The sequence below is a fragment of the Cupriavidus alkaliphilus genome, assembly GCF_900094595.1.
Lineage (GTDB): Bacteria > Pseudomonadota > Gammaproteobacteria > Burkholderiales > Burkholderiaceae > Cupriavidus > Cupriavidus alkaliphilus.
Genome location: NZ_FMAD01000001.1, coordinates 567,267 through 590,294, shown reverse-complemented (window position 1 = coordinate 590,294; position 23,028 = coordinate 567,267). Strand labels below are relative to the sequence as shown.

16 protein-coding genes are annotated in these 23,028 nt (G+C 68.3%); 10 read left to right on the top strand and 6 right to left on the bottom strand.

Annotation, left to right across the window (positions count from 1 at the left end):
* The first annotated feature begins 135 nt into the window (after positions 1-135).
* Positions 136-1,059, top strand: coding sequence for a DMT family transporter (locus GA0116996_RS02720; RefSeq protein ID WP_092307053.1), 924 nt, complete (start codon positions 136-138; stop codon positions 1,057-1,059).
* Positions 1,060-1,114: 55 nt separating this feature from the next.
* Positions 1,115-1,972, top strand: a complete 858-nt coding sequence (locus GA0116996_RS02715) for a sulfurtransferase (RefSeq protein ID WP_092307051.1) — start codon at positions 1,115-1,117, stop codon at positions 1,970-1,972.
* 13 nt (positions 1,973-1,985) lie between these two features.
* Here the strand turns inward: GA0116996_RS02715 and GA0116996_RS02710 are convergent, their stop codons facing one another.
* From GA0116996_RS02710 to polA, 4 genes are all read right to left on the bottom strand, one after another.
* Positions 1,986-2,882 carry a ZIP family metal transporter gene (locus GA0116996_RS02710; RefSeq protein ID WP_092307049.1) on the bottom strand — a complete coding sequence of 299 codons (897 nt, stop codon included), beginning with the start codon at positions 2,880-2,882 and terminating at the stop codon, positions 1,986-1,988.
* A 115-nt stretch (positions 2,883-2,997) separates the two neighbouring features.
* Positions 2,998-3,876, bottom strand: coding sequence for a dienelactone hydrolase family protein (locus GA0116996_RS02705; protein WP_092307047.1), 879 nt, complete (start codon positions 3,874-3,876; stop codon positions 2,998-3,000).
* A 134-nt stretch (positions 3,877-4,010) separates the two neighbouring features.
* Positions 4,011-5,336 (bottom strand): NAD(P)/FAD-dependent oxidoreductase, encoded by a 1,326-nt coding sequence (locus GA0116996_RS02700; RefSeq protein WP_092307045.1) that lies wholly within the window; start codon positions 5,334-5,336, stop codon positions 4,011-4,013.
* Positions 5,337-5,506: 170 nt separating this feature from the next.
* Positions 5,507-8,326: a DNA polymerase I gene (gene polA / locus GA0116996_RS02695; protein WP_092307043.1), complete on the bottom strand. Its 2,820-nt coding sequence runs from the start codon at positions 8,324-8,326 to the stop codon at positions 5,507-5,509.
* Positions 8,327-8,330: 4 nt separating this feature from the next.
* Between polA and GA0116996_RS02690 the strand changes: the two genes are divergently transcribed.
* The 4 genes from GA0116996_RS02690 (at position 8,331) to GA0116996_RS02675 (ending at position 11,887) form a co-directional block, all read left to right on the top strand.
* On the top strand, positions 8,331-9,278 hold the full coding sequence (locus GA0116996_RS02690; RefSeq protein WP_012353484.1) for an LOG family protein: 948 nt from the start codon (positions 8,331-8,333) through the stop codon (positions 9,276-9,278).
* Positions 9,279-9,506: 228 nt separating this feature from the next.
* Entirely contained in the window at positions 9,507-9,941 is a 435-nt protein-coding gene (locus tag GA0116996_RS02685; protein WP_062802232.1) for a hypothetical protein, read from the top strand.
* Between the two features lie 129 nt (positions 9,942-10,070).
* Positions 10,071-11,075, top strand: a complete 1,005-nt coding sequence (locus GA0116996_RS02680) for a homoserine kinase (RefSeq protein WP_092307041.1) — start codon at positions 10,071-10,073, stop codon at positions 11,073-11,075.
* Positions 11,076-11,080: 5 nt separating this feature from the next.
* Positions 11,081-11,887: a BPSS1780 family membrane protein gene (locus tag GA0116996_RS02675; protein ID WP_092307039.1), complete on the top strand. Its 807-nt coding sequence runs from the start codon at positions 11,081-11,083 to the stop codon at positions 11,885-11,887.
* Positions 11,888-11,959: 72 nt separating this feature from the next.
* Here GA0116996_RS02675 and GA0116996_RS02670 read toward each other — a convergent pair whose 3' ends face one another.
* Entirely contained in the window at positions 11,960-12,718 is a 759-nt protein-coding gene (locus tag GA0116996_RS02670) for an IclR family transcriptional regulator (RefSeq protein WP_092307037.1), read from the bottom strand.
* Positions 12,719-12,904: 186 nt separating this feature from the next.
* Between GA0116996_RS02670 and sauS the strand changes: the two genes are divergently transcribed.
* The 3 genes from sauS (at position 12,905) to GA0116996_RS02655 (ending at position 17,399) form a co-directional block, all read left to right on the top strand.
* A complete protein-coding gene (gene sauS / locus GA0116996_RS02665; RefSeq protein WP_092307035.1) occupies positions 12,905-14,350 on the top strand; it encodes an acylating sulfoacetaldehyde dehydrogenase in 1,446 nt (481 codons plus the stop codon).
* Positions 14,347-15,876 carry an acyl--CoA ligase gene (locus GA0116996_RS02660; protein ID WP_092307033.1) on the top strand — a complete coding sequence of 510 codons (1,530 nt, stop codon included), beginning with the start codon at positions 14,347-14,349 and terminating at the stop codon, positions 15,874-15,876. Before sauS ends, GA0116996_RS02660 begins: the two co-directional genes overlap by 4 nt.
* Before the next feature lie 230 nt (positions 15,877-16,106).
* Positions 16,107-17,399 carry an MFS transporter gene (locus GA0116996_RS02655; protein WP_092307031.1) on the top strand — a complete coding sequence of 431 codons (1,293 nt, stop codon included), beginning with the start codon at positions 16,107-16,109 and terminating at the stop codon, positions 17,397-17,399.
* Between the two features lie 34 nt (positions 17,400-17,433).
* Here GA0116996_RS02655 and GA0116996_RS02650 read toward each other — a convergent pair whose 3' ends face one another.
* Positions 17,434-19,782 (bottom strand): UvrD-helicase domain-containing protein, encoded by a 2,349-nt coding sequence (locus GA0116996_RS02650; RefSeq protein WP_092307029.1) that lies wholly within the window; start codon positions 19,780-19,782, stop codon positions 17,434-17,436.
* 277 nt (positions 19,783-20,059) lie between these two features.
* On the opposite strand from GA0116996_RS02650, the gene GA0116996_RS02645 reads away from it, so the two are divergent.
* Positions 20,060-22,927 carry a valine--tRNA ligase gene (locus GA0116996_RS02645; protein WP_092307027.1) on the top strand — a complete coding sequence of 956 codons (2,868 nt, stop codon included), beginning with the start codon at positions 20,060-20,062 and terminating at the stop codon, positions 22,925-22,927.
* Positions 22,928-23,028: the final 101 nt, after the last annotated feature.

Sequence of the window (23,028 nt, the reverse complement as noted above, 5' to 3'; positions counted from 1 at the left end):
GCGGTCCGTTTTGCTTTGGCAGGCGATGTGCGCTGCTAGAATCATTGTCCGGCGCGATGGACGCGAAGCCGCAGAGCCCCGCTCGCGCGCCGACACTCTCTCCTTCGCTCCTGCCCGCTTTACCGCGCCCTCGCCATGCAATCGCTCTGGATGCTGTTCGCCGCCTTCGCCTTTTCGCTGATGGGGGTTGGCGTCAAGCTGGCGTCCGACCTCTATACCACCGGCGAGATCGTGTTCTACCGCGGCCTGATCAGTGTGGTGATCATGTGGGTGCTGCTGTCCTCGCGCGGGGTCTCGGTGCGCACCCCGTACATGCTGTCGCATATCAAGCGCAGCGTGTTCGGCGTGACCTCGCTGATGCTGTGGTTCACCTCGATCTCGCTGCTGCCGCTGGCCACAGCGATGACGCTGAACTACATGTCGCCGGTGTGGATCGCGCTGATCCTGGGCGCCAGCGCGGCGCTGGCCGGCACCGGCGGCAACGCCGACCGCCGCCTGGTGCTGGCTATCCTGCTGTCGTTTGCCGGGGTGATCTGCCTGCTGCAGCCGTCGGTGGGCAAGGACCAGCTGACCGGCGGCCTGGTCGGGCTGATCTCGGGCATCTTCACCGCGCTGGCCTATGTCGAGGTGCGCCAGCTCGGCCAGTTGGGCGAGCCCGAAGGCCGCATCGTGTTCTATTTCTCGCTGGTCGGCATGATCGCCGGACTGGTGTGGATGCTGCTGGGCGGCACCAGCCCGCATACCTGGCATGGCGCCGGCCTGCTGCTGGCGATCGGCATCCTGGCCACGCTGGGCCAGACCGCGATGACGCGCGCCTACAAGCGCGGCAACACCTTGCTGACCGCCAACCTGCAATACGCCGGCATCGTCTTTTCCAGCGTGTGGGGCATGCTGATCTGGTCCGACCGCCTGAACTGGCTGTCGTGGCTGGGCATGGGGCTGATCATCGCCAGCGGCATCGCCACCACGCTGATGCGCGCGCGCCAGGGCACCGACGCCAAGCCCACGCCCGCCACGCCGGTCAAGTCGCCGGAGGCGGAAGTGCACCCCGAGGTGTAGCATCCGGTAAGCCCGACTGCGTTAGATTTCTCTCTCCGACCGCTACAGGATTCCCATGCAGAAACCGCTGATTTCCGTCACCGCACTGCAGTCTCTGCTGGCCGGCCCCGGCCGCTGCGTCGTGATCGACTGCAGCTTCGACCTGGCCGACCCGGCCGCCGGCCGCGAGGCCTACCGCACCGGCCACCTGCCCGGCGCCTTCTACCTGCACCTGGACAACGAGCTGTCCGGCCCCAAGACCGGCCGCAACGGCCGCCATCCGCTGCCGGACGCCGACGACCTGGTCGCGCGCCTGCAGGCACTCGGCATCGACGACGACACCCCGGTGGTCGCCTACGACGCACAGGGCGGCATGTTCGCCGCGCGGCTGTGGTGGCTGCTGCGCTGGATCGGTCACGATGCCGTGGCCGTGCTCGATGGCGGCAAGGACGCCTGGGTCAAGGCCGGCCTGCCGCTGGAGCACGATGCCGCGGCAGAGCCCGAGGTTCCGGGCACGATCCGCCGCGGCAAGTCGCTGGTGCCGACCGTCGACGCGGACACACTGGTCGACAATCTCGGCCAGGGCCGGCTGCTGGTGGTCGATGCGCGCGCGCCCGACCGCTTCCGCGGCGAGAACGAGACCCTGGACCCGGTCGGCGGCCATATCCCGGGCGCGGTCAATCGTTTCTTCAAGCACAACCTGGACGCGGAAGGCCGCTTCAAGCCGGCCGAGACCCTGCGCGCGGAATTCGGCGCGGTGCTGGGCACGCACGCCGCCGCGCAGGCGGTGATGCAGTGCGGCTCGGGCGTCACGGCCTGCCACAATCTGCTGGCGCTGGAAGCGGCGGGCCTGGGCGGCGCGGCGCTGTATCCGGGATCGTGGAGCGAGTGGTGCGCCGACCCGGCGCGCCCGGTTGCCACCGGGACGGCCTGAGCCGCCTAGCCGGCTAGCGTGACGACGCGACGGGCGCGGCGTGGCCGTGGCCGTCGTTGCCGTGCCCGCCATGGCTGTGGCGCTCGTGCACGCCGTTGGTGATGTAGACGATGGCGGCGATGCCCGCGGCCACCAGCACCACCTGGATCGCCGACTCGCGCCAGCGCGGCTTGCGCTGCATCTGCGGCATCAGGTCGCTGACGGCGATATAGATAAAGCTGCTGGCCGCGATCACCAGCACGTACGGAATCCACCCGCTCAACTGGTCGAGCAGGAAGTATCCGACCACCCCGCCGGCGATCGCCGCCAGGCTCGACAGCAGGTTGAAGGCAAAGGCGCGCGCCTTGGAGAAGCCGGCGTTGAGCAGCACGATAAAGTCGCCCACCTCCTGCGGGATCTCGTGCGCCGCGATCGCCAGCGCGGTGACCACGCCGATATGCGGGTCGGCCAGGAACGCCGCCGCGATCACGATGCCGTCGGCAAAGTTGTGGAAGGTGTCGCCGACCAGGATGGTCAGGCCGCTGCGGCCCGCTTCCTCGCGGTCATGGCCGTGGTGGTGGTGGTGCCCGTCGCCCTCGTGATGGTGCGAATGGCGCAGCAGCGAAAGCTTTTCCAGCAGGAAGAAACCCAGCAGCCCGGCCAGCAAGGTGCCGAACAGCGCGCGCGGATCGGCGCCGGACTCGAACGCCTCGGGCAGCGAATGCAGCAGCGCGGTGGCCAGCAGCACCCCCACCGAGAAGCTCACCATGCGCTCGACCACGCGGGACGCCACCGTCAGCGACAGCAGCGCCGCCCCGAAGATGCTGCCCACGCCCGAGATCGTGGCGGCGAGCAGGATGTACAAAAGCGTCGAATGGATGATGGGCTCCCGGGGTGGCGGTGCCGGGCGGCGCCGCCGTTCCGCCCGCATCGCGCCGGGCGGCAAACGCAACAATGTTGCAATAACTCAAAGGCCGCATTGTACGTATCCGCCGGGACTTTGCAATCCTGCCGTCGGCGCCCCACGGGCGAGGGCGATTGCCAGGTCAGGCGACGCCGTTCTGCCGGAACCAGTCCAGGCACTTCTGCCAGCCGTCCCTGGCATCGGCCTCGCGGTAGCTGGGCCGGTAGTCGGCATGGAAGGCGTGGCCGGACTCGGGATAGACGATAAAGCGCGACTTTTTGGCGTCCGGATCGGACGACGACGCCAGCGCGGCCTTCATCCGGTCCACCTGCTCCAGCGGGATGCCGGTGTCCTTGCCGCCGTACAAGCCGAGCACCGGCGCATGGAGCTGGCCGACCAGGTCGATGGGGTTTTTCGGCTTGATCGGCGTCGGCTCGGGCGCCAGCTGGCCGTACCAGGCCACGCCGGCCTTCAGGCGCTGGCTGTGCGCGGCGTAGAGCCAGGTCATGCGGCCGCCCCAGCAAAACCCGGTGATGGCCAGGCGCGAGACGTCGCCGCCATTGGCGCCGGCCCAGGCCACGGCGGCATCGAGGTCGCCCATCACCTGCGCGTCGGGCACCTTGGCGATCACCTCGCGCTGCAGTTCCTGGATCGTGCCGAAGCTCTGCGGATCGCCCTGGCGCGCGAACAGTTCGGGCGCGATCGCCAGGTAGCCCAGCTTGGCGAAGCGCCGGCACACGTCGGCGATATGCTCGTGCACACCGAAGATCTCGCTGATTACGAGCACCACCGGCAGGTTTTTCTTCCCTTCCGGCTGGGCGCGGTAGGCCGGCATGCTGAAGCCGCCCGACGGAATCGTGACCTCGCCCGCGTTCAGGCCGGAAAAATCGGTCTTGATCGCCTGCTGGGCCATCACCGGCAAGGCCGCAACCGCAAAGGCGGATCCCAGCGCGGTCTTGACGAAGCCGCGGCGGTCGAAGGTCTGGCCGGGGACCAGGCTGTCCACTTCTGGTTTGAGCATGCTTGTCTCCAGGATCGTTGGTGGCTGGGCCGCCACGCGGCGCCCGCGCCCGATTTTAAGCAGACATGGAGAAAACATGGCGACGCAGGCCCGCCGGCGCCCCCACCCGCAAGCGGGGGGCCCCGGGCCATGCGTCAGTGCAGCTTGACGCGCGGACTGGTCTTGCTGCGCAGCCAGTGCGAGACGGTGTCCAGCGCCATCCCCACCGCGCCGTGCAGCGCCATCACGTGCATCCGGTACAGCGACGTGTACATGAAGCGCGCCATCAGCCCTTCGATAAACATCGAGCCGCCGATCAGCCCGCCCATCAGGCTGCCCACCGCGCTGAAATGCCCGAGCGACACCAGCGAGCCGAAGTCCTTGAAGGCAAACTGCGGCAGCGGCCGCCCCGCCAGCCGCGCGCACAGCGCCTCGTAGAGGAAGGTGGCCTGCTGGTGCGCGGCCTGCGCGCGCGGCGGCACCGCGGTCTGCTTCTCGGGCCACGGGCAGCTGGCGCAATCGCCAAAGGCGAAGATGTCCGGATCGCCCTCGCTCTGCAGCGTCGGCCCGACCACGATCTGGCCCTGGCGGCTGACCGGCAGGCCCAGGCTGCCCAGCACCGCGGGCGCGGTGATGCCGGCGGCCCACACCGTCAGGTCGGCGTCGATGGTCTTGCCGCTGGCGGTCAGCACGGCCTGCGGCGTGACTTCGGTCACGCGCTCGCTGGTGAAGACGTCGACATCCAGCTTCCTGAGCAGCTTGGCGGTCTCGGCCGAGACCCGTTCGGACAGCGCCGGCAGGATGCGCGGACCGGCCTCGATCACGTGGATGCGCACGTCGCGGCGGGGGTCGAGCCGGTGCAGGCCATAGGCGCTGAGCACGTGCGCGGTGTTGCGCAGCTCCGCCGACAGCTCGACGCCGGTAGCGCCGGCGCCGATGATGGCCACGTCCACGCGCGGCCGCCCGTCCCCGTCCACGCGGCCGCGCCCGTTCTGGGCGCGCACGCAGGCCGCGATCAGCCGCTTGCGGAAGCGCTCGGCCTGGGCCACGGTGTCCAGCGCAATGGCGTGCTCGGCGGCGCCCGGCACGCCGAAGAAATGCGTGACGCAGCCGATCGCCAGCACCAGCGTGTCATACGGCAGTTCGCGCGCGGGCAGCAGCTCGGCGCCGTCCTGGTCGACGCAGGCCGACACAGAGAGGGTCTTGCGGGCGCGGTCGATGCCGGTCAGCTCGCCCTGCTGGAACTCGAAATGATGCCAGCGCGCCTGCGCCGCGTATTCGAGCTGATGGGTGTTGGGATCCATGCTGCCGGCGGCGACTTCATGCAGCAGCGGCTTCCAGATATGGGTGGGCAGGCGGTCCACCAGCACCACCTGCGCCGCGCCCTTGCGGCCGAGCTTGTCGCCCAGCTTCGTTACCAGTTCCAGCCCCCCTGCTCCGCCGCCGACGACGACGATGCGGTGCGTCCTTGTTTCTGTCATGGTCTACCTGCTGCGTTTTTGTAAATGCTTTGCCTGAGGCGTTTGCCACAGTCTGCTGCATTGCAGCATGGCTGGCAAGCGCCGCACGCTGACTCAGCAGTCGCTTCATTCGATACCACCACGCAGGGGGGCAGCGAGCCGGCCGGGACGCCGGCTCGCCAGGGCAGGCTTCAGTGCGCTTCTTCCCAGTTGGCGCCGCTGCCGACTTCCGCCACCAGCGGCACGCGCAACTCGGTCACCGTGCACATCAACTCAGGCAGGCGCGCCTTGACCAGCTCCAGCTCGTGCTCGGGCACTTCCAGCACCAGTTCATCGTGCACCTGCATGATCTGGCGGGTCTGCAGGCCGTCGCGCTCCAGCCAGTCTTGCACTGCGATCATCGACAGCTTGATCAGGTCGGCCGCGGTGCCCTGCATCGGCGCGTTGATGGCGGCGCGCTCCGCGGCCTGGCGGCGCGGGCCGCTGCCGCCGTTGATATCGGGCAGCCACAGGCGCCGGCCGAACACGGTCTCGACATAGCCCTGCTCGCGCGCGGTCTGGCGCGTCTCTTCCATGTAGTGCGCCACGCCCGGATAGCGCATGAAGTAGCGGTCGATGTAGTGCTTGGCGGCCTCGCGCTCGATGCCCAGGTTGCTGGCCAGCCCGAACGCGCTCATGCCGTAGATCAGGCCGAAGTTGATCACCTTGGCGTAGCGGCGCTGCTCGCTGCTGACGGCCTCGCGCTCGACGCCGAAGATCTCCGCGGCGGTGGCGCGGTGGATGTCCTCGCCGTTGGCAAAGGCGCGCAGCAGGTTCTCGTCGCCCGAGATATGGGCCATGATGCGCAGCTCGATCTGCGAATAGTCGGCCGACACGATCACGCTGCCCGGCTCGGCGATAAAGGCCTCGCGGATGCGGCGGCCTTCCTCGGTGCGCACCGGGATGTTCTGCAGGTTGGGCTCGGTCGACGCCAGCCGCCCGGTCACCGCGGTGGCCTGGCCGTAGCTGGTGTGCACGCGCCCGGTCTGCGGGTTGACCATCTTCGGCAGCTTGTCGGTGTAGGTGGACTTGAGCTTGGACAGGCCGCGGTAATCCAGCAGCAGCTTGGGCAGCGGGTAATCCTCGGCCAGCTTCTGCAGCACCTCTTCGTCGGTCGAGGGCGCGCCGCTGGCGGTCTTCTTCACCACCGGCAGCTTCATCTGGTTGAACAGGATCTCGCCGATCTGCTTGGGCGAACCCAGGTTGAACGGCTGGCCCGCGGCCTCGTAGGCCGACTGCTCCAGCGCCAGCATGCGCTGGCCCAGCTCGGCGCTCTGCGCGGCCAGCCGTTCGGCGTCGATCAGCACGCCGTTGCGCTCGACCTTCTGCAGCACCACCGAGACCGGCATCTCGATCTCTTCATAGACCCGGCGCAGCCCGGCCGCGGCCTCGACCTGCGGGAACATCCTGCGATGCAGGCGCAGGGTCACGTCGGCGTCCTCGGCGGCGTATTCGGTGGCGCGGGCCAGGTCGATCTGGTCGAAGCCGATCTGGCTCGCGCCCTTGCCGCACACCTCTTCATAGGTGATGGTCTTCAGGCTCAGCAGGCGCTCGGCCAGGCTGTCCATGCCGTGGTTGCGGTGCGAGGCCAGCACGTAGCTCTGCAGCATGGTGTCGTGTGCAATGCCGCGCAGCTTGATGCCATGGTTGGCGAACACATGGACGTCGTACTTCAGGTTCTGGCCGAGCTTGGGGCGGCTGGCATCTTCCAGCCAGGCCCGCATGCGCTCCAGCACGAGCTCGCGCGCCAGCTGGCCGTGCTCGGGCAGGCCGGCCACGTCAGGGCCGCGGTGCGCCACCGGGATATAGCAGGCCTCGCCCGGCGCCGCCGACAGCGAGATGCCGACCAGCTGCGCCTGCATCGGATCGAGCGACGTGGTCTCGGTATCGATCGCCACCAGCGGCGCGGACTCGATGCGCCGCAGCCAGTCTTCCAGCATGCCCGCGGTGGTGACGGTCTCGTAGCGGATCTCGGTGGGCGCGGCGTCCTCGGCCGGGGCCGCGCCGGCGTCCGTCGACGGCGCCGGCGCGTCGAACAGGCCGCCCTGCGCGGGCGCGCTGGCCGCGGCACGGGCGCGGGCCTGGGCACGCGCATCGGGCAGGCTTTCGCCGGTGGCCTCGCGCAGCCAGGTCTTGAAGCCATAGCGCTGGAAGAACGCCACCAGCTGTTCCTTGTCCTCGCCGGTCTCGCGCAGCGCGTGGAAATCGGCAACCGACTTGCTCAGGTCGCAGTCGGTCTTGACCGTCACCAGGCGGCGCGCCATCGGCAGCCATTCCAGCGTGTTGCGCAGGTTCTCGCCGACCACGCCCTTGATGCCGGGCGCGGCCGCCATCACGCCATCGAGCGAGCCATGCTCGGCCAGCCATTTGACTGCGGTCTTGGGGCCGACCTTGGGCACGCCAGGCACGTTGTCGACGGCATCGCCGATCAGCGACAGATAGTCGATGATGCGCTCCGGCGGCACGCCGAACTTGGCCACCACGCCGGGAGGATCGAGCACTTCGCCGCTCATGGTATTGACCAGCGTGACCTGCTCGTTGACCAGCTGGGCCAGGTCCTTGTCGCCGGTGGACACCACCGTGCGCACGCCCTGCTCCATGGCCTGGCGCGACAATGTGCCGATCACGTCGTCGGCCTCGACGCCGTCGACCACCACGATCGGCCAGCCCAACGCGCGCACGGCCTCGTGGATCGGCTCGATCTGGCGCGCCAGGTCCTCGGGCATCGACGGGCGGTGCTCCTTGTAGGCCGGATACAGGTCGTCGCGGAAGGTCTTGCCCTTGGCGTCGAACACGCAGGCGCTATACTCTGCCGGGTAGTCGTTGCGCAACTTGCGCAGCATGTTGATCATGCCGTAGATTGCCCCTGTGGGCAGACCCTCCCCATTCCTCAGGTCCGGCAAAGCGTGATAAGCGCGATACAGATAGCTCGATCCATCGACGAGCAAGAGTGTTTTTGGACTATCCGACATTCCCATGGACTCAAAATTGACTGGTGCCGCTGCAGGCGGTGCCTCGACCGCCCCCCTTGCTGACCCGGATGTTGCTGATATCTCCGGCGATACCGTACAACCCCCGCCGGAGGCTGCCTCCGAGCACGCCGCGGCCATCGCCGCTGCGGCCGATGCCGCCGCTGCGGGCAATCCGCCTGAAGTTGCTGCTGAAAAGGCTGCTGCGGCGGCGGCGCGCGCCAATCCGCGCAAGATGATCCCCAGCCTGCGTGCGCTGGCCGACGAAGACCGCGCTACCGCAAAGAAGGCGCGCGCCTCGTGGCAAATGTTCACGATTATGGCAGAGTTCATCGAGGCCACCGAGTACCTGTCCGAGATCCGCCCGGCGGTGTCGATCTACGGCAGCGCTCGCCTGCGCGAGGACTCCCCCTACTACCAGCGCACCATCGAGATCGCGCGGCTGTTCTCGGACGCGGGCTTTGCCGTGATCTCCGGCGGCGGTCCCGGCATCATGGAAGCGGCCAACAAGGGTGCGCACGCGGGCAAGTCCGCCAGCGTCGGCCTGAACATCGAACTGCCGCACGAGCAGCAGGGCAATCCGTACCAGGACATTGCCATGCGCTTTCGCCACTTCTTCACCCGCAAGGTCACCTTCGTCAAGAATTCCGACGCCTTTATCGTGATGCCGGGCGGCTTCGGCACGCTCGACGAGCTGGCCGAGGTGCTGACGCTGGTGCAGACCGGCAAGTCGCGCTCGGTGCCGGTGATCATGTTCGGCAGCCGCTTCTGGAAGGGCCTGCTGGACTGGTTCCGCTTCACGCTGCTGCCGATGGGCCTGATCGCCGAGCACGACCTGGACCTGATGAAGATCGTCGACGAGCCGCACGAAGTGCTGGAAGCGGTCTACGACTACTACGAGCAGCGCGGCGGCGACAAGCCGATCCCGCCGAAGGAAGAGATGTTCTACCTGTAAGGCCACAGCCCGGGGTTTTGGGCTCGCCGGGGCGCCGCGGCCACGCATGCGCCACCCGGCCCCGTGGCGCAGGTGCCCCGCGGGGCACGGCGGCGGCCTGCGCGGGACAGGAATTGCTAGAATGGAACCTGTCCGTCTGCCAAGCCCGGCGCCGCCGGGTTGCAGTCCAACCGCCGCATGCCGCGGCGCTGCGTGCCGCTTGCGCCGCAGCCCGCACAGGAGCACCTGATGACCTCCCCTTCTCCCGTCCGCCCGGTCCGGTCCACGCGCGCCGCCGCCGTGGCCGGCGAGCCTGAATCGCCTGCCAGGCGGCCCGTGTCCGGCCTGGCCGCGGCAGTGGCCGCCGCGCTGGCGCTGGCGTCCGGCTGGGCCGTCGCGCAGGAAAGCAATGCGCTGACCCAGCAGGAACTGAACCAGATCAACAACCAGCCGATCGCCCCGGCCGCCAGGTCGCAGCTGAACCAGCCGCGCGAGCCGAGCTTCCAGCTGAACGAGCGCGATGGCACCCAGGTGCGCGAATACCGCGACAAGGGACGCGCCACCGACATCCAGGTCAGGTCGGGCTTCGGCACCAGGTACGAGATGAGCAAGCCGGAAGACAGCTCGCCCAAGATCCGCGAGCACGACGTCAACCGGGTGCCTTCGGTCAACCTGAAGTTCTGAACCCGCTTACCCACGGCCTGGCCTGAGCGCCAGGCCGCGCCGGCCCTCCGGCAGTCATGCCGCGGCGGCGGCCCGGATTTTGTCCGGAACTGGCGCCCGCCGCTTTCCGATTCGCATCACACAACGAGTATGGCCGTATTCACCACGGTCTCGCAGGACGAGATCGCACGCTGGCTGCTGGATTTCGACCTTGGCGAAGTGCGCGAGCTGCGCGGCATCGCCTCGGGCATCGAGAACAGCAATTTCTTCCTCACCATGGAGCACGAGGGCCAGACGCGCCAGTACGTGCTGACCATCTTCGAGCGGCTGTCGTTCGCGCAGCTGCCCTATTACCTGCACCTGATGGCGCACCTGGCCGGGCGCGGCATCCGCGTGCCCGCGCCGATCCCGGCGCGCGACGGCGAGATCCTGCGCCCGCTCAAGGGCAAGCCCGCCACCATCGTCACGCGCCTGCCCGGCGCGTCGCAGCTGGCGCCCGACGCGCAGCACTGCGCCGAAGTCGGCGACATGCTGGCGCGCATGCACCTGGCCGGCGCCGATTACCCGCGCCGCCAGCCCAACCTGCGCAGCCTGCCGTGGTGGCAGCAGACCGAGCGCGAGATCCTGCCTTTCCTCGATGCCGGCCAGCGCACGCTGCTGCAGCGGGAAATCGCCCACCAGGCGGCGTTCTTCGCCAGCCCGGCGTACGCCAGCCTGGGCGAGGGCCCGTGCCACTGCGACCTGTTTCGCGACAACGCGCTGTTCGAGGAAGACGCCAGCGGCCGCCACCGGCTGGGCGGCTTCTTCGATTTCTACTTCGCCGGCCAGGACAAATGGCTGTTCGACGTCGCGGTCACCGTCAACGACTGGTGCATCGACCTGGCCACCGGCGAACTCGACCCCGCACGCGCGCAGGCGCTGCTGCGGGCTTATCATGCGGTCAGGCCGCTGACCGAGACCGAGGCCGCGCACTGGCAGGACATGCTGCGCGCGGGTGCGCTGCGCTTCTGGGTATCGCGACTGTGGGACTTCTACCTGCCGCGCGAGGCCGACATGCTGCAGCCGCACGATCCGACCCATTTCGAACGCATCCTGCGCCGGCGCCTGGACGCACAACCCGCGAACCCTGCGAGCGCCCCGCTCCCCTGGATCTGACCCGTATGCAACTACTGGAAGTCCCTGCCAAGGAAGGCTACACCTGGTTCCGCCAGGGCATCTGGCTGTTCCGCAAGAACCCGCTGACCTTCCTGATGCTGCTGTTCGTCTACCTGATTGCCGCGCAGCTGGCCATCGTGGTGCCGCTGATCGGCATCATCGCGCTGCTGGTGGTCACCCCGGGCCTGTCGGTCGGCGTGATGACCGCCTGCCGCGACGTGATCCAGAACAAGCGGGTGCTGCCCACCGTGCTGCTGGCGGGCTTCCGCGCCAACGGCAAGGAAGCCACGCGCAACCTGCTGGTGCTGGGCGGCATCTACGCCGGGCTGGTGTTCATTCTTGGGCTGATCGCCGGCGCGGTGGTCGACATGAGCGCGCTGGTACCGATCGTGCTGAAGGAAGAGGCGCCGACCGCCGAGGCGGTGCGCCAGCTGTACTACGCCATGCTGATCGGCGCGCTGCTGTACACGCCGATCGCGATGATGTTCTGGTTCGCCCCGCTGCTGGCGGCGTGGCACGGCGTGCCGCCGGTCAAGGCGCTGTTCTTCAGCTGGACCGCGTGCTGGCGCAACCGCGGCGCGTTCTTCACCTACGCGGTGCTGTTCGCGATGCTGCTGGTGGCGATCCCGTTCTTCCTGGAGGCGGTGTTCAGCGCCTTCGGCGCCGAGACGGTGCTGTCGTTCCTGGTCACGCCGTATTCGCTGCTGATGCTGGCAATCCTGTATTGCTCGTTCTATGCGACCTACCGCGGCTGCTTCAACGTGACCCCGCCGGGGGTGGAGCCGGCAGCGCCGGCTACGCCGGGCGCCTGACAATCAAGCGATTGTGTGCCCCTCTCCCGCTCGCGGGAGAGGGGAGCAGACCGGCGGCAAGCACGCCCGCAACTACTCCCCGAACGTCTTCACCATCGCGTCCGCCGCCATGCGCAGGTCGGGCACGAATCCCATCAGCCGGTCCATCGTCATCCGCGCCAGCGGCGCCTGCACCGCGATCGCCGCGCAGGCGCGGCTGCGGTTGCGCATCACCGGCACCGCCACCGCAATCATCCCCTCAAGGTTTTCCTGGTTGTTGATGCCCAGGCGCCGGCGCCGCGTCTGCGCCAGCTCCGCGTGCAGTGCGGCAGCGTCGGTGATGGTACGAGCCGAATGCGCGCGCAGCGGCAGGTTTGCCACCAGACGCTCGCGCTGCGCGCATGGCAGGAATGCCAGCAACAGTTTGCCGCTGGCGGTGCAATGCAGCGGCACGCGCGAGCCCGGCTGCAGGTGCATGCGCAGCGGCCATTGCGTTTCGACCCGGTCCAGGTAGACCACGTCGTCGCCCGACAGCATGGTCAGGTTGCAGGTCTCGCCGACCTTGTCGACCAGCTGCTGCAGGATCGCGTGGCGCGCCGCGGCCGGCCCCGCCTGCATCAGCACGTTGACGGCAAGCTGGCGCACGCGTGACGAACATTCATAGCCGGGGCTGCCCGCCGTGCGCGATACCAGCCAGGTGCTTTCCAGCTGCTTGAGGATGCGGTGCACGGTCTGCTTGGGCAGGCCGATCTCCTGCACGATGGCCGACAGCGGCATGGGCCCGTCGGCAGCGGACAGGATCTCCAGGATGCGGAAGGCGCGCACCGCGGCGGCGTTCGAGTGGTTGCTCATGGATGCAATTTAGCGGATTCCGGGACGCCCTGGCGTCCCGAAAACCGCATTACCGGTTGCGGCCCGCAGCCGTGCTCGCGAATGCGCACAAATTGGGACGGCATGCCTGTCCGGGTTCACTAGATTCGATCCGGGGCCGCCGCGGCGGACCTACCCCAACCCCGCGATCCAACCCGGAGCCGATCCATGAGTGTGCAGATACTGCAGCGCCAGCAGTCCCATTCCACCGATGTGCCCGCGCAGGAAGACCAGGTCGATGCGATCGTGGCGCGCGCCCGGCAGGCGCAGCGCGCGTTCGCGCGTGCCGGCCAGGCCACCGTCGACACCGCCGTGGCGGCCGCCGCGTGGGCCATCATGGAGCCCGCGCGCAACCGCCGGCTGGCCGAGCGGGCCGTGGCCGACACCGGCCTCGGCAACGTCGACGACAAGATCCGCAAGAACCATCGCAAGACACTGGGCCTGCTGCGCGACCTGCACGGACGCAAGACCGTCGGCGTGATCGCGCGTGACCCGGCCACCGGCATCACCGAGATCGCGCGCCCGGTCGGCGTGGTCGCCGCGATCACGCCGTCGACCAACCCCGGGGCGACGCCGGCCAACAAGATCATCAACGCGCTCAAGTGCGGCAACAGCGTGGTGGTGGCGCCCTCGCCCAAGGGACAGGGCACGTGCGCGCTGCTGCTTTCGTTCATCCACGCCGAGTTCGCGCGCGCCGGCCTGCCCGCGGACCTGGTGCAGATGCTGCCCGCGCCGGTGTCGAAGGCATCGACCGCCGAGCTGATGCGCCAGGCCGACCTGGTGGTGGCCACCGGCTCGCAGGCAAACGTGCGCATGGCCTACACCTGCGGCACGCCCGCGTTCGGCGTCGGGGCCGGCAACGTTGCAGCCATCGTCGACGGCAGCGCGGCGCTGGCCGATGCGGCGGCAAAGATCGTCCGCTCCAAGACCTTCGACAACGCCACCAGTTGCTCGTCGGAGAACAGCGTGGTGATCCTAGACGCGGTCTACCAGCCCATGCTCGAAGCACTCGCCGCCGTCGGCGGCGTGCTGCTGACGGCCGAGGAAAAGGCCCGGCTGCAGGCGCTGATGTGGCGGCACGGCAAGCTCGCCGGCGACATGACCGGCCAGAGCGCGCCGCGCATTGCCGAGCTGGCGGGCCTGGCGCGCGTGCGTGCGCTGCAGCCGACCATGCTGCTGGTGCCGGAGACCGGCGTCGGCGTCGACTATCCCTTCTCCGGCGAAAAGCTCTCGCCGGTGCTCACGCTCTATCGCGCCGCCGACTTCACGGCCGCCGTGGCGCGGGTAGCGAGCCTCTACGACTACATGGGCGCGGGCCACTCGGTCGGGCTGCATACGGCCGATCCGCGGCAGGCGCTGCAACTCGGGCAGGAACTGCCGGTGGCGCGCGTGATCGTGAACCAGGCGCACTGCTTCGCCACCGGCGGCAATTTCGACAACGGCCTGCCGTTCTCGCTGTCGATGGGCTGCGGCACCTGGGGCGGCAACAACTTCTCGGACAACCTCGGCTGGCGGCAGTACCTCAATATCACCCGCATCGCCGAACCGATCGCCGAGCGCGTGCCCGACGAGCGCGAGCTGCTGGGCGACTACTTCGCGAGGGTCGGCCAATGAACGCCCGCATCCGACCCGCGGTGCTCGACACGCTGGCCACGCTGCTGGCCGCCCGTGCCGCGCAGGCCCCCGACAAAACCTACCTGCTGTCTCCCGACAGCGGCCGCGCGCTCAGCTTCGGCGCCCTGGCTGCCGACGCGGCTGCGCTCGGCCGCCGCTACGCCGAGGCCGGCCTCGCCAGCGGCCAGACGGTGTCGGTGTACCTGCCCAACGGCGAGCAGACCGCGCGGCTGCTGCTCGGCACCATGGCCTGCGGGCTGGTGGCCAATCCGATCAACCTGCTGTGCCAGCCGGCACAACTGCGCTACATCCTCGGGCACTCGGACACACGGCTGATCTTCATTTCGCCGGAAGGTGAAGCCGCGATCCGCACGGCGTTGGCCGAAGCCGGCGTCGAGGTGCCAGTGGTGGTCACCGCACCGGACGGCAGCGTGTTGCCCGCGCTGCCGGAAATGCAGCCCGGCGCAGCTCCCCTTCCGCCACCGCAGCCCCACCACCCGGCGCTGCTGATGTACACCTCCGGCACCACCGGCACGCCCAAGGGCGTGCTGCTGACCCACCGCAACCTCGCCGCCAACGGCGCCAGCGTCAGCCGCGAGCATGCGCTCGGCGCGGGGGATCGCGTGCTGGCCACGCTGCCGCTGTACCACATCAACGGGCTGGTGGTGACCGTGATCGCGCCGCTGGTGCACGGCGGCTCAGTAGTGATGCCGATGCGCTTCTCGGCCAGCGCGTTCTGGCACGACATTGCCCGTCATGGCTGCACCTGGCTCAACGTGGTGCCGACCATCATCGCCTACCTGCTCAACGATCCCGACGGCCAGGCCCCGGCCGGCGTGCGCTTCTGCCGTTCCGCCTCTGCCGCATTGCCGCCGGAGCACCATCGCGCGTTCGAGCAACGCTTCGGCATCGGCGTGATCGAGACCATGGGCATGACCGAAACCGCGGCGCCGGCGTTCAGCAATCCGCTGGACCCGCAGCAGCGGCGCATCGGCAGCATCGGCCGCCCGTCCGGCACGCAAGCCCGCGTGCTGGGCCGCGACGGGCAACCGTTGCCCGACGGCGAGATCGGCGAGATCGTGCTGCAGGGCGAGAGCGTGATGGCGGGCTACTACAAGGCGCCCGAGGTCACGCGCGAAGCCTTTACGCCTGACGGCTGGCTGCGCACCGGCGACCTCGGCTACCGCGATGCGCAGGGCTATTTCTACATCACCGGCCGCGTCAAGGAACTGATCATCAAGGGCGGCGAGAACATCGCGCCGCGCGAGATCGACGAAGCGCTGCTGCGCCATCCGGGCGTGCTGGACGCGGCGGCGGTGGGCGTGCCCGACCCGGCCTACGGGCAGGAGATCATCGCCTTCATCGTCAGGCGCGAGGCCGTGGCCTGCGACGACGCGGCGCTGCGCGCGCACTGCCTGCGCGAGCTGGGCCGCTACAAGACGCCCAGGGAATTCCGCTTCATCGCGGAATTGCCGCGCGGGCCCTCCGGCAAGGTGCAGCGGCTCAGGCTGCTGGACCCTGCCTGAACTGACGCCCCTTTCCTTCCCCCAAGACCCTCGCCAAGGAGCCCGCTCACCGCCAACGCAGATCCGGAGTCACACACAGAGACACACAGCTGTTTGCTCAAGGACGGGGCAGCGCGGCCAGGACTTGCCCCTGGCGCGCCCCTGACGAGCCGCAAGCGCATGGCAATGGACCATGCGCCGGCCGCCGCCCCGTCAACACCACGCGCGCCCGCCGCGCATAGGAGGTGGTTATGCAGCAACGCATCAAGACCCGTCACATGATCCTCGGCGTCATGTGCCTGATGTATTTCATCGCCTATATCGACCGCGTCAACATCTCGGTCGCCGCCCCGCTGATCCGCGAAGAGATGGGGCTGACATCATCGCAACTCGGGCTGGTGTTCTCGGCCTTTGCCTATCCCTATGCCGCCATGCAGATCCTGGGCGGCTGGATGTCCGACAAGTTCGGGCCCAAAAAGGTGCTGATCGTGCTGTCGCTGATCTGGGGCGTGGCCACGGTGCTGACCGGCTTCGCCGGCAGCGTGCTGATGCTGGTGGTGCTGCGCTTCGTGCTGGGCGTCGGCGAAGGCGGCGCGTTCCCGACCGCGACCCGCGCCTTCACCTACTGGATGCCGGTTGCCGAGCGCGGCTTCGCGCAGGGCATTACGCACAGCTTCGCGCGCCTGGGCGGCGCCATTACGCCGCCGATCGTGCTGGCCATCGTCGCGGCCGCGGGATGGCGCGAGGCCTTTGTCGTGCTGGGTGCGGTGAGCCTGGGCTGGACCGTGCTGTACGCGATGATGTTCAAGGACTCGCCCGACCAGCACAAGCGCGTCACGCCGGAAGAACTGCAGGAGATCGGCTACCGGCGCGGCGATTCGCAGCAGGCGGCCAAGGCGCCCACGCCGTGGCGGCGGCTGTTCCGGCGCATGTGGCTGGTGACCTTCGTCGACTTCTGCTATGGCTGGTCGCTGTGGGTCTACCTGACGTGGCTGCCTTCGTACCTGAAGGAGGCGCGCGGTTTCGACCTGAAGCAGCTGGCGCTGTTCACCGCGCTGCCATTGATGGCAGGGGTGGTCGGCGACACGCTCGGCGGCGTGCTGTCGGACCGCCTCTACCGGCGCACCGGCAACCTGCGCCTGGCGCGCGGCGCGATCCTGTTCATCGGGCTGGCCGGTTCGCTGATGTTCATCGCGCCGATGACCTTCACCGCCGATGCCGTCAACGCGGTGATCCTGCTGTCGCTGTCGTTCTTCTTCCTGGAGCTGACCAATGCCGTGCTGTGGAGCCTGCCGCTGGACATCGCCGGCAAGTACGCCGGCACCGCGGGCGGCATGATGAACACCGGCTTCGGGCTGGCCGGCATGGTGTCGCCGGTGGTGTTCGGCTACCTGATCGAGCGTACCGGCAGCTATGACCTGCCGTTCATGATCTCGGGGGCGTTGCTGGGCGTCGGCGCGGTGGCGTCGCTGTTTATCAATCCGCTGCTGACCGTGGACAGTCCGGAGCCCAAGGCCGGCGAAGTGCGGCACGCGCTGTCCTGAGCGCGGTAAGAGGCGCCGGCACGGCCGGCGCCTTTCAGTCGATCGCGTCCAGCTTCGCCACCGACAGCGCCAGCCACTTGGCGCCGTGGCGCTTGAAGTTGATATTGGCGCGCGCATCGGCGCCCTCGCCTTCCAGCGCGGTGATCACGCCTTCGCCGAACTTGTTGTGGAACACCGACTGGCCAACGCGGAAGCCGGTGCCTGCCTCGCGCCTGGCGTCGGCATAGCCGTTGCCATTGTCCATGCCGCCGGTGGGCTTGGTGCCGGTATAGGGCACGTCCTCGGGCTTGCGGAACCAGTCGCGGCCCCAGGCATTGTCGCGCTCCTGGCGGCGCACGCCGCCGTAGCTCTGTGCCGGCGGGGTCAGCCATTTGAGTGAGGCCTCGGGCAGTTCCTCGAAGAAGCGCGAGCGCACGTGGTAGCGGGTCTGGCCGTGCAGCATGCGGCTTTGCGCGAACGACATGTAGAGGCGCTTGCGCGCGCGCGTGATCGCCACGTACATCAGCCGGCGCTCTTCCTCCAGGCCGTCGGGGTCCATCATGCTGTTCTCGTGCGGGAACAGCCCTTCCTCCAGCCCGCTGATGAAGACCACGTCGAACTCCAGCCCCTTGGCCGCGTGCACGGTCATCATCTGCACCGCGTCCTGGCCGGCCTGGGCCTGGTTGTCGCCGGCCTCGAGCGAAGCGTGAGTCAGGAACGCGACCAGCGGCGTCATCACCACCGGCAGCGCCTCGGGGTCGAGCAGCTGCTGCGACTGGTCGCCGTTGGCCAGCACCGGCGTGGCGGGGCCGCGGTCGGCAGGGATCACCGCGGCCAGCGCTTCCAGGCCGTAGCCCTCCTCGACCACGAAGGCCTGCGCCGCGGTCACCAGTTCCTGCAAGTTCTCGATGCGGTCCTGGCCCTCTTTCTCGCCCTGGTAATGCGTGATCAGGCCGCTGTGGTTGATCACGTACTCGACGGTCTCGGCCAGCGTCATGCGGCGCGTGTCCTCGCGCATCTTGTCGATCAGCCGCGCGAACGTGGCCAGCTTGCTGCCGGCCGCGCCAGGCACGTAGGCCACGGCCTCGGCCAGCGCGCAGTCGTACTGGCGCGCCATGTCCTGCAGCACCTCCAGCGAGCGCGCGCCGATGCCGCGCGCCGGGAAGTTGACCACGCGGCCGAAGGCGGCGTCGTTGCGCGGGTTCTCCAGCAACTGCATATACGCCAGCGCGTGCTTGATTTCGGCGCGCTCGAAGAAGCGCAGGCCGCCATAAACGCGATACGGGATGCCGGCTGAGAACAGCGCATGCTCGATCACGCGCGACTGCGCGTTGCTGCGGTACAGGATCGCGATCTCGGCGCGGCTGGCGCCCTGCGCGATCTGGTCGCGGATCTCCTCGATGATCCAGGCGGCTTCCTGGCCGTCCGAGCCGCCCTGGAACACCCGCACCGGCTCGCCGTGGCCGGCATCGGTGCGCAGGTTCTTGCCGAGCCGGCGCGCGTTGTGCGAGATCAGGTGGTTGGCCGAATCCAGGATATGCCCGTGCGAACGGTAGTTCTGCTCCAGCTTGATCATCCGGCGCACGCGGAACTCATGCTCGAAGTCGCGCATGTTGCCGACGTTGGCGCCGCGAAAGGCGTAGATGCTCTGGTCGTCGTCGCCCACGGCAAAGACCGCGGCCGGGTTTTGCGTGCCGTGGCCGGCCAGCAGCTTGAGCCACTGGTACTGCAGCACGTTGGTGTCCTGGAACTCGTCGACCAGCACGTGGCGGAAACGGTGCTGGTAGTGCTGGCGGATGGCGTCGTTGTAGCGCAGCAGCTCGTAGCAGCGCAGCAGCAGCTCGGCGAAGTCGACCACGCCCTCGCGCTGGCACTGCATGTCGTAGGCGGCGTAGAGGTCGACGAAGCGCTTGTTGAAATCGTCGTTGGCCTCGACGTCGGCCGGGCGCAGACCCTGCTCCTTGGCGTTGTTGATGAAGTACTGCAGGTTCTTGGCCGGGTATTTCTCGTCGTCGACGTTGAGCGACTTGAGCAGCCGCTTCAGTGCCGACAGCTGGTCCTGGCTGTCCAGGATGGCAAAGGTCTGGGGCAGTCCGGCGTCGCGGAAATGCGCGCGCAGCATGCGGTTGCACAGGCCGTGGAAGGTGCCGATCCACATGCCGCGGGTGTTGATCGGCAGCATCGACGACAGCCGCGTCTGCATCTCCTTGGCGGCCTTGTTGGTGAAGGTCACCGCTAGGATGCCCGCCGGCGAGACATGGCCGTTCTGGATCAGCCAGGCAATGCGCGTGGTCAGCACGCGGGTCTTGCCGCTGCCCGCGCCCGCCAGGATCAGCGCCGGTTCGTCGGGCAGGGTGACGGCGGCAAGTTGTTCGGCGTTCAGGTTGGCGAGCAGGTCGGACATCGGAAAGGCCTAGTGGAATCGCCCGCAATTATACCGGGGGGCCCTGTTCCATAAATCACATCCGGCCTGGCGGCGGGAGGCGCGCACAAGCCGCGCACAAGCCGGGCCCAAGCCGCGCGCCGGCCGGCTCCGGCCACGAAATAGGCACCAGGCGCCCGCCCCCGTATAATTTGTGGTTTCACTGGCGCCAGGCCGGGCCCTCGCAGCCCGCCAGCGACCGCCAGGCGCAGGGCACCGCACCTGCCACGCACCCAGACGCCAACCTCGACATCCCAGCATGACCGCCCAAGACCAATCGCTTGCCAAGAGCTTCGAACCCGCCGCCATCGAGGCGAAATGGGGCCCCGAGTGGGAGAAGCGCGGCATCGCCAAGCCGACCTTCGATCCCGCCCGCCCGGACTTCGCGATCCAGCTGCCGCCGCCCAATGTGACCGGCACGCTGCACATGGGCCATGCCTTCAACCAGACCATCATGGATGGCCTGGCACGCCACGCGCGCATGCTGGGCGCCAACACGCTGTGGGTGCCGGGCACCGACCACGCCGGCATCGCCACCCAGATCGTGGTGGAGCGCCAGCTCGAAGGCCAGGGCGTGTCGCGCCATGACCTCGGCCGCGAGAAGTTCACCGAGAAGGTGTGGGCGTGGAAGGAAGAATCGGGCTCGACCATCACCCGCCAGGTGCGGCGCATGGGCGCGTCGATCGACTGGAGCCGCGAGTACTTCACCATGTCGCCGGAGATGTCGAAGGCGGTGACTGAAGTGTTCGTGCGCCTGTACGAGCAGGGCCTGATCTACCGCGGCAAGCGCCTGGTCAACTGGGACCCGGTGCTGGGCACCGCGGTGTCGGACCTGGAAGTCGACAGCGTCGAGGAAGAAGGCTCGCTGTGGCATATCCGCTATCCGCTGGTCGAGGCTGACGCCAAGGGCGGCCTGACCCACCTGACCGTGGCCACCACGCGTCCGGAAACCATGCTCGGCGACGTCGCCGTGATGGTGCATCCGGAAGACGAGCGCTATGCGCACCTGATCGGCAAGTCGGTGCACCTGCCGCTGACCGGCCGCCAGATCCCGGTGATCGCCGACGAATATGTCGACCGCGAGTTCGGCACCGGCGTGGTCAAGGTGACCCCGGGCCACGACTTCAACGACTACGCAGTCGGCCAGCGCCACAACCTGCCGCAGCTGTCGATCCTGACGCTGGACGCGAAGATCGTTGCCGACGCCCCGGCCGCCTATGCCGGCCTGGACCGCTTCGACGCGCGCAAGGCCATCGTCGACGACCTCGACAAGCAGGGCCTGCTGGAAGACGTCAAGAAGCACAAGCTGATGACCCCGCGCAGCGAGCGCACCGGCAGCGCGATCGAGCCGATGCTGACCGACCAGTGGTTCGTCGCCATGAGCAAGCCGGCGCCGGAAGGCACTTTCTACCCGGGCCGCTCGATCGCCGAGGTCGCGCTCGAAGCCGTGCAGAGCGGCGAGATCAAGCTGGTGCCGGAGAACTGGATCAGCACCTACAACCAGTGGCTGGGCAATATCCAGGACTGGTGCATCTCGCGCCAGCTGTGGTGGGGCCACCAGATCCCGGCATGGTACGACGATGCCGGCAACTGCTTCGTCGGCCGCACCGAAGAGGAAGCGCTCGCCAAGGCGAAGGCCGCCGGCAGCACCGGCACGCTGCGCCGCGAGGAAGACGTGCTCGACACCTGGTTCTCGTCGGCGCTGGTGCCCTTCTCCTCGCTGGGCTGGCCTGAAGAAACGCCTGAACTGAAGCACTTCCTGCCGTCGTCGGTGCTGGTCACCGGCTACGACATCATCTTCTTCTGGGTGGCGCGCATGGTCATGATGACCAAGCACTTCACCGGCAAGGTCCCCTTCCACACCGTCTACGTGCACGGCCTGGTGCGCGATTCGGAAGGCAAGAAGATGAGCAAGTCCGAGGGCAACACGCTCGACCCGGTCGACCTGATCGACGGCATCGACCTCGACACGCTGCTGAAGAAGCGCACCACCGGCCTGCGCCGGCCCAAGGACGCGCCCAAGATCGAGAAGAAGACCAAGAAGGAATTCCCGGAAGGCATTCCGGCCTTTGGCGCCGACGCGCTGCGCTTCACCTTCGCCTCGCTGGCCACGCTCGGACGCAACATCAACTTCGATACCGGCCGCTGCGAGGGCTACCGCAACTTCTGCAACAAGCTGTGGAACGCCACCCGCTTCGTGCTGATGAACACCGAGGGCCATGACTGCGGCATGGGCCCGTGCAATAACGACTGCGGCCCGGACGGCTACCTCGATTTCTCGCAGGCCGACCGCTGGATCGTGTCGCTGCTGCAGCGCGTGGAGGCCGAGGTCGAAAAGGGCTTCGCCGAATACCGCTTCGACAATATCGCCAACGCCATCTACAAGTTCGTCTGGGACGAGTATTGCGACTGGTACCTGGAACTGGCCAAGGTGCAGATCCAGAACGGCACCCAGGCACAGCAGCGCGCCACCCGCCGCACGCTGCTGCGCGTGCTCGAGACCGTGCTGCGCCTGGCGCATCCGGTGATCCCGTTCATCACCGAGGAACTGTGGCAGAAAGTGGCCCCGCTGGCCGGCCGCGCCAGCGGCGATGGTGCGGAAACCATCGCATTGCAGCCGTATCCGCTGCCCGCCGTCGCCAAGATCGACGAGAATGCCGAGCAGTGGGTCGCTCGCCTGAAGGAAGTGATCGACGCGTGCCGGAACCTGCGCGGCGAAATGAACATCTCGCCCGCCCAGCGCATCCCGCTGTATGCGCAGGGCGACAGCGCCTTCCTGAGGGCGGCCAGCGCACATATCCAGGCCCTGGCGAAACTTTCGGAAGTGCGCGTCTTCGAAGATGAAGCCACCCTGCAAGCGGAGGGCGCCGGTGCGCCGGTCGCCATTGCCGGGGGCAACCACCTGCTGCTGAAGATCGAGATCGATGTCGCCGCCGAGCGCGCGCGCCTGTCGAAGGAAGTCGAACGCATCGGTGGCGAAATCGGCAAGTGCCGCGCCAAGCTGTCGAACGAGAGCTTTGTCGCCAAGGCACCGCCCGCGGTGGTGGCGCAAGAGACGCAGCGCCTGTCCGATTTCGAGCAGACGCTGGCCAAGCTGCAGGGCCAGCTGCAGCGGCTGCCGGCCTGACCCGAGGGTCAGTCAGGCGGCCTGCATCACGCCCCTGCCGGCCGGGGGTTCTGTGCGGCATCGTCGGACAGAACCGGACAGACGGCGCCCACGCTGGCTGG

Excerpts from the sequence above, each read along its gene's own strand:
- GA0116996_RS02720 (WP_092307053.1), top strand. The coding sequence starts at position 136 with ATGCAATCGCTCTGGATGCTGTTCGCCGCCTTCGCCTTTTCGCTGATG.
- GA0116996_RS02715 (WP_092307051.1), top strand. The coding sequence starts at position 1,115 with ATGCAGAAACCGCTGATTTCCGTCACCGCACTGCAGTCTCTGCTGGCC.
- GA0116996_RS02710 (WP_092307049.1), bottom strand. The coding sequence starts at position 2,882 with ATGCGGGCGGAACGGCGGCGCCGCCCGGCACCGCCACCCCGGGAGCCC.
- GA0116996_RS02705 (WP_092307047.1), bottom strand. The coding sequence starts at position 3,876 with ATGCTCAAACCAGAAGTGGACAGCCTGGTCCCCGGCCAGACCTTCGAC.
- GA0116996_RS02700 (WP_092307045.1), bottom strand. The coding sequence starts at position 5,336 with ATGACAGAAACAAGGACGCACCGCATCGTCGTCGTCGGCGGCGGAGCA.
- polA (WP_092307043.1), bottom strand. The coding sequence starts at position 8,326 with ATGTCGGATAGTCCAAAAACACTCTTGCTCGTCGATGGATCGAGCTAT.
- GA0116996_RS02690 (WP_012353484.1), top strand. The coding sequence starts at position 8,331 with ATGGACTCAAAATTGACTGGTGCCGCTGCAGGCGGTGCCTCGACCGCC.
- GA0116996_RS02685 (WP_062802232.1), top strand. The coding sequence starts at position 9,507 with ATGACCTCCCCTTCTCCCGTCCGCCCGGTCCGGTCCACGCGCGCCGCC.
- GA0116996_RS02680 (WP_092307041.1), top strand. The coding sequence starts at position 10,071 with ATGGCCGTATTCACCACGGTCTCGCAGGACGAGATCGCACGCTGGCTG.
- GA0116996_RS02675 (WP_092307039.1), top strand. The coding sequence starts at position 11,081 with ATGCAACTACTGGAAGTCCCTGCCAAGGAAGGCTACACCTGGTTCCGC.
- GA0116996_RS02670 (WP_092307037.1), bottom strand. The coding sequence starts at position 12,718 with ATGAGCAACCACTCGAACGCCGCCGCGGTGCGCGCCTTCCGCATCCTG.
- sauS (WP_092307035.1), top strand. The coding sequence starts at position 12,905 with ATGAGTGTGCAGATACTGCAGCGCCAGCAGTCCCATTCCACCGATGTG.
- GA0116996_RS02660 (WP_092307033.1), top strand. The coding sequence starts at position 14,347 with ATGAACGCCCGCATCCGACCCGCGGTGCTCGACACGCTGGCCACGCTG.
- GA0116996_RS02655 (WP_092307031.1), top strand. The coding sequence starts at position 16,107 with ATGCAGCAACGCATCAAGACCCGTCACATGATCCTCGGCGTCATGTGC.
- GA0116996_RS02650 (WP_092307029.1), bottom strand. The coding sequence starts at position 19,782 with ATGTCCGACCTGCTCGCCAACCTGAACGCCGAACAACTTGCCGCCGTC.
- GA0116996_RS02645 (WP_092307027.1), top strand. The coding sequence starts at position 20,060 with ATGACCGCCCAAGACCAATCGCTTGCCAAGAGCTTCGAACCCGCCGCC.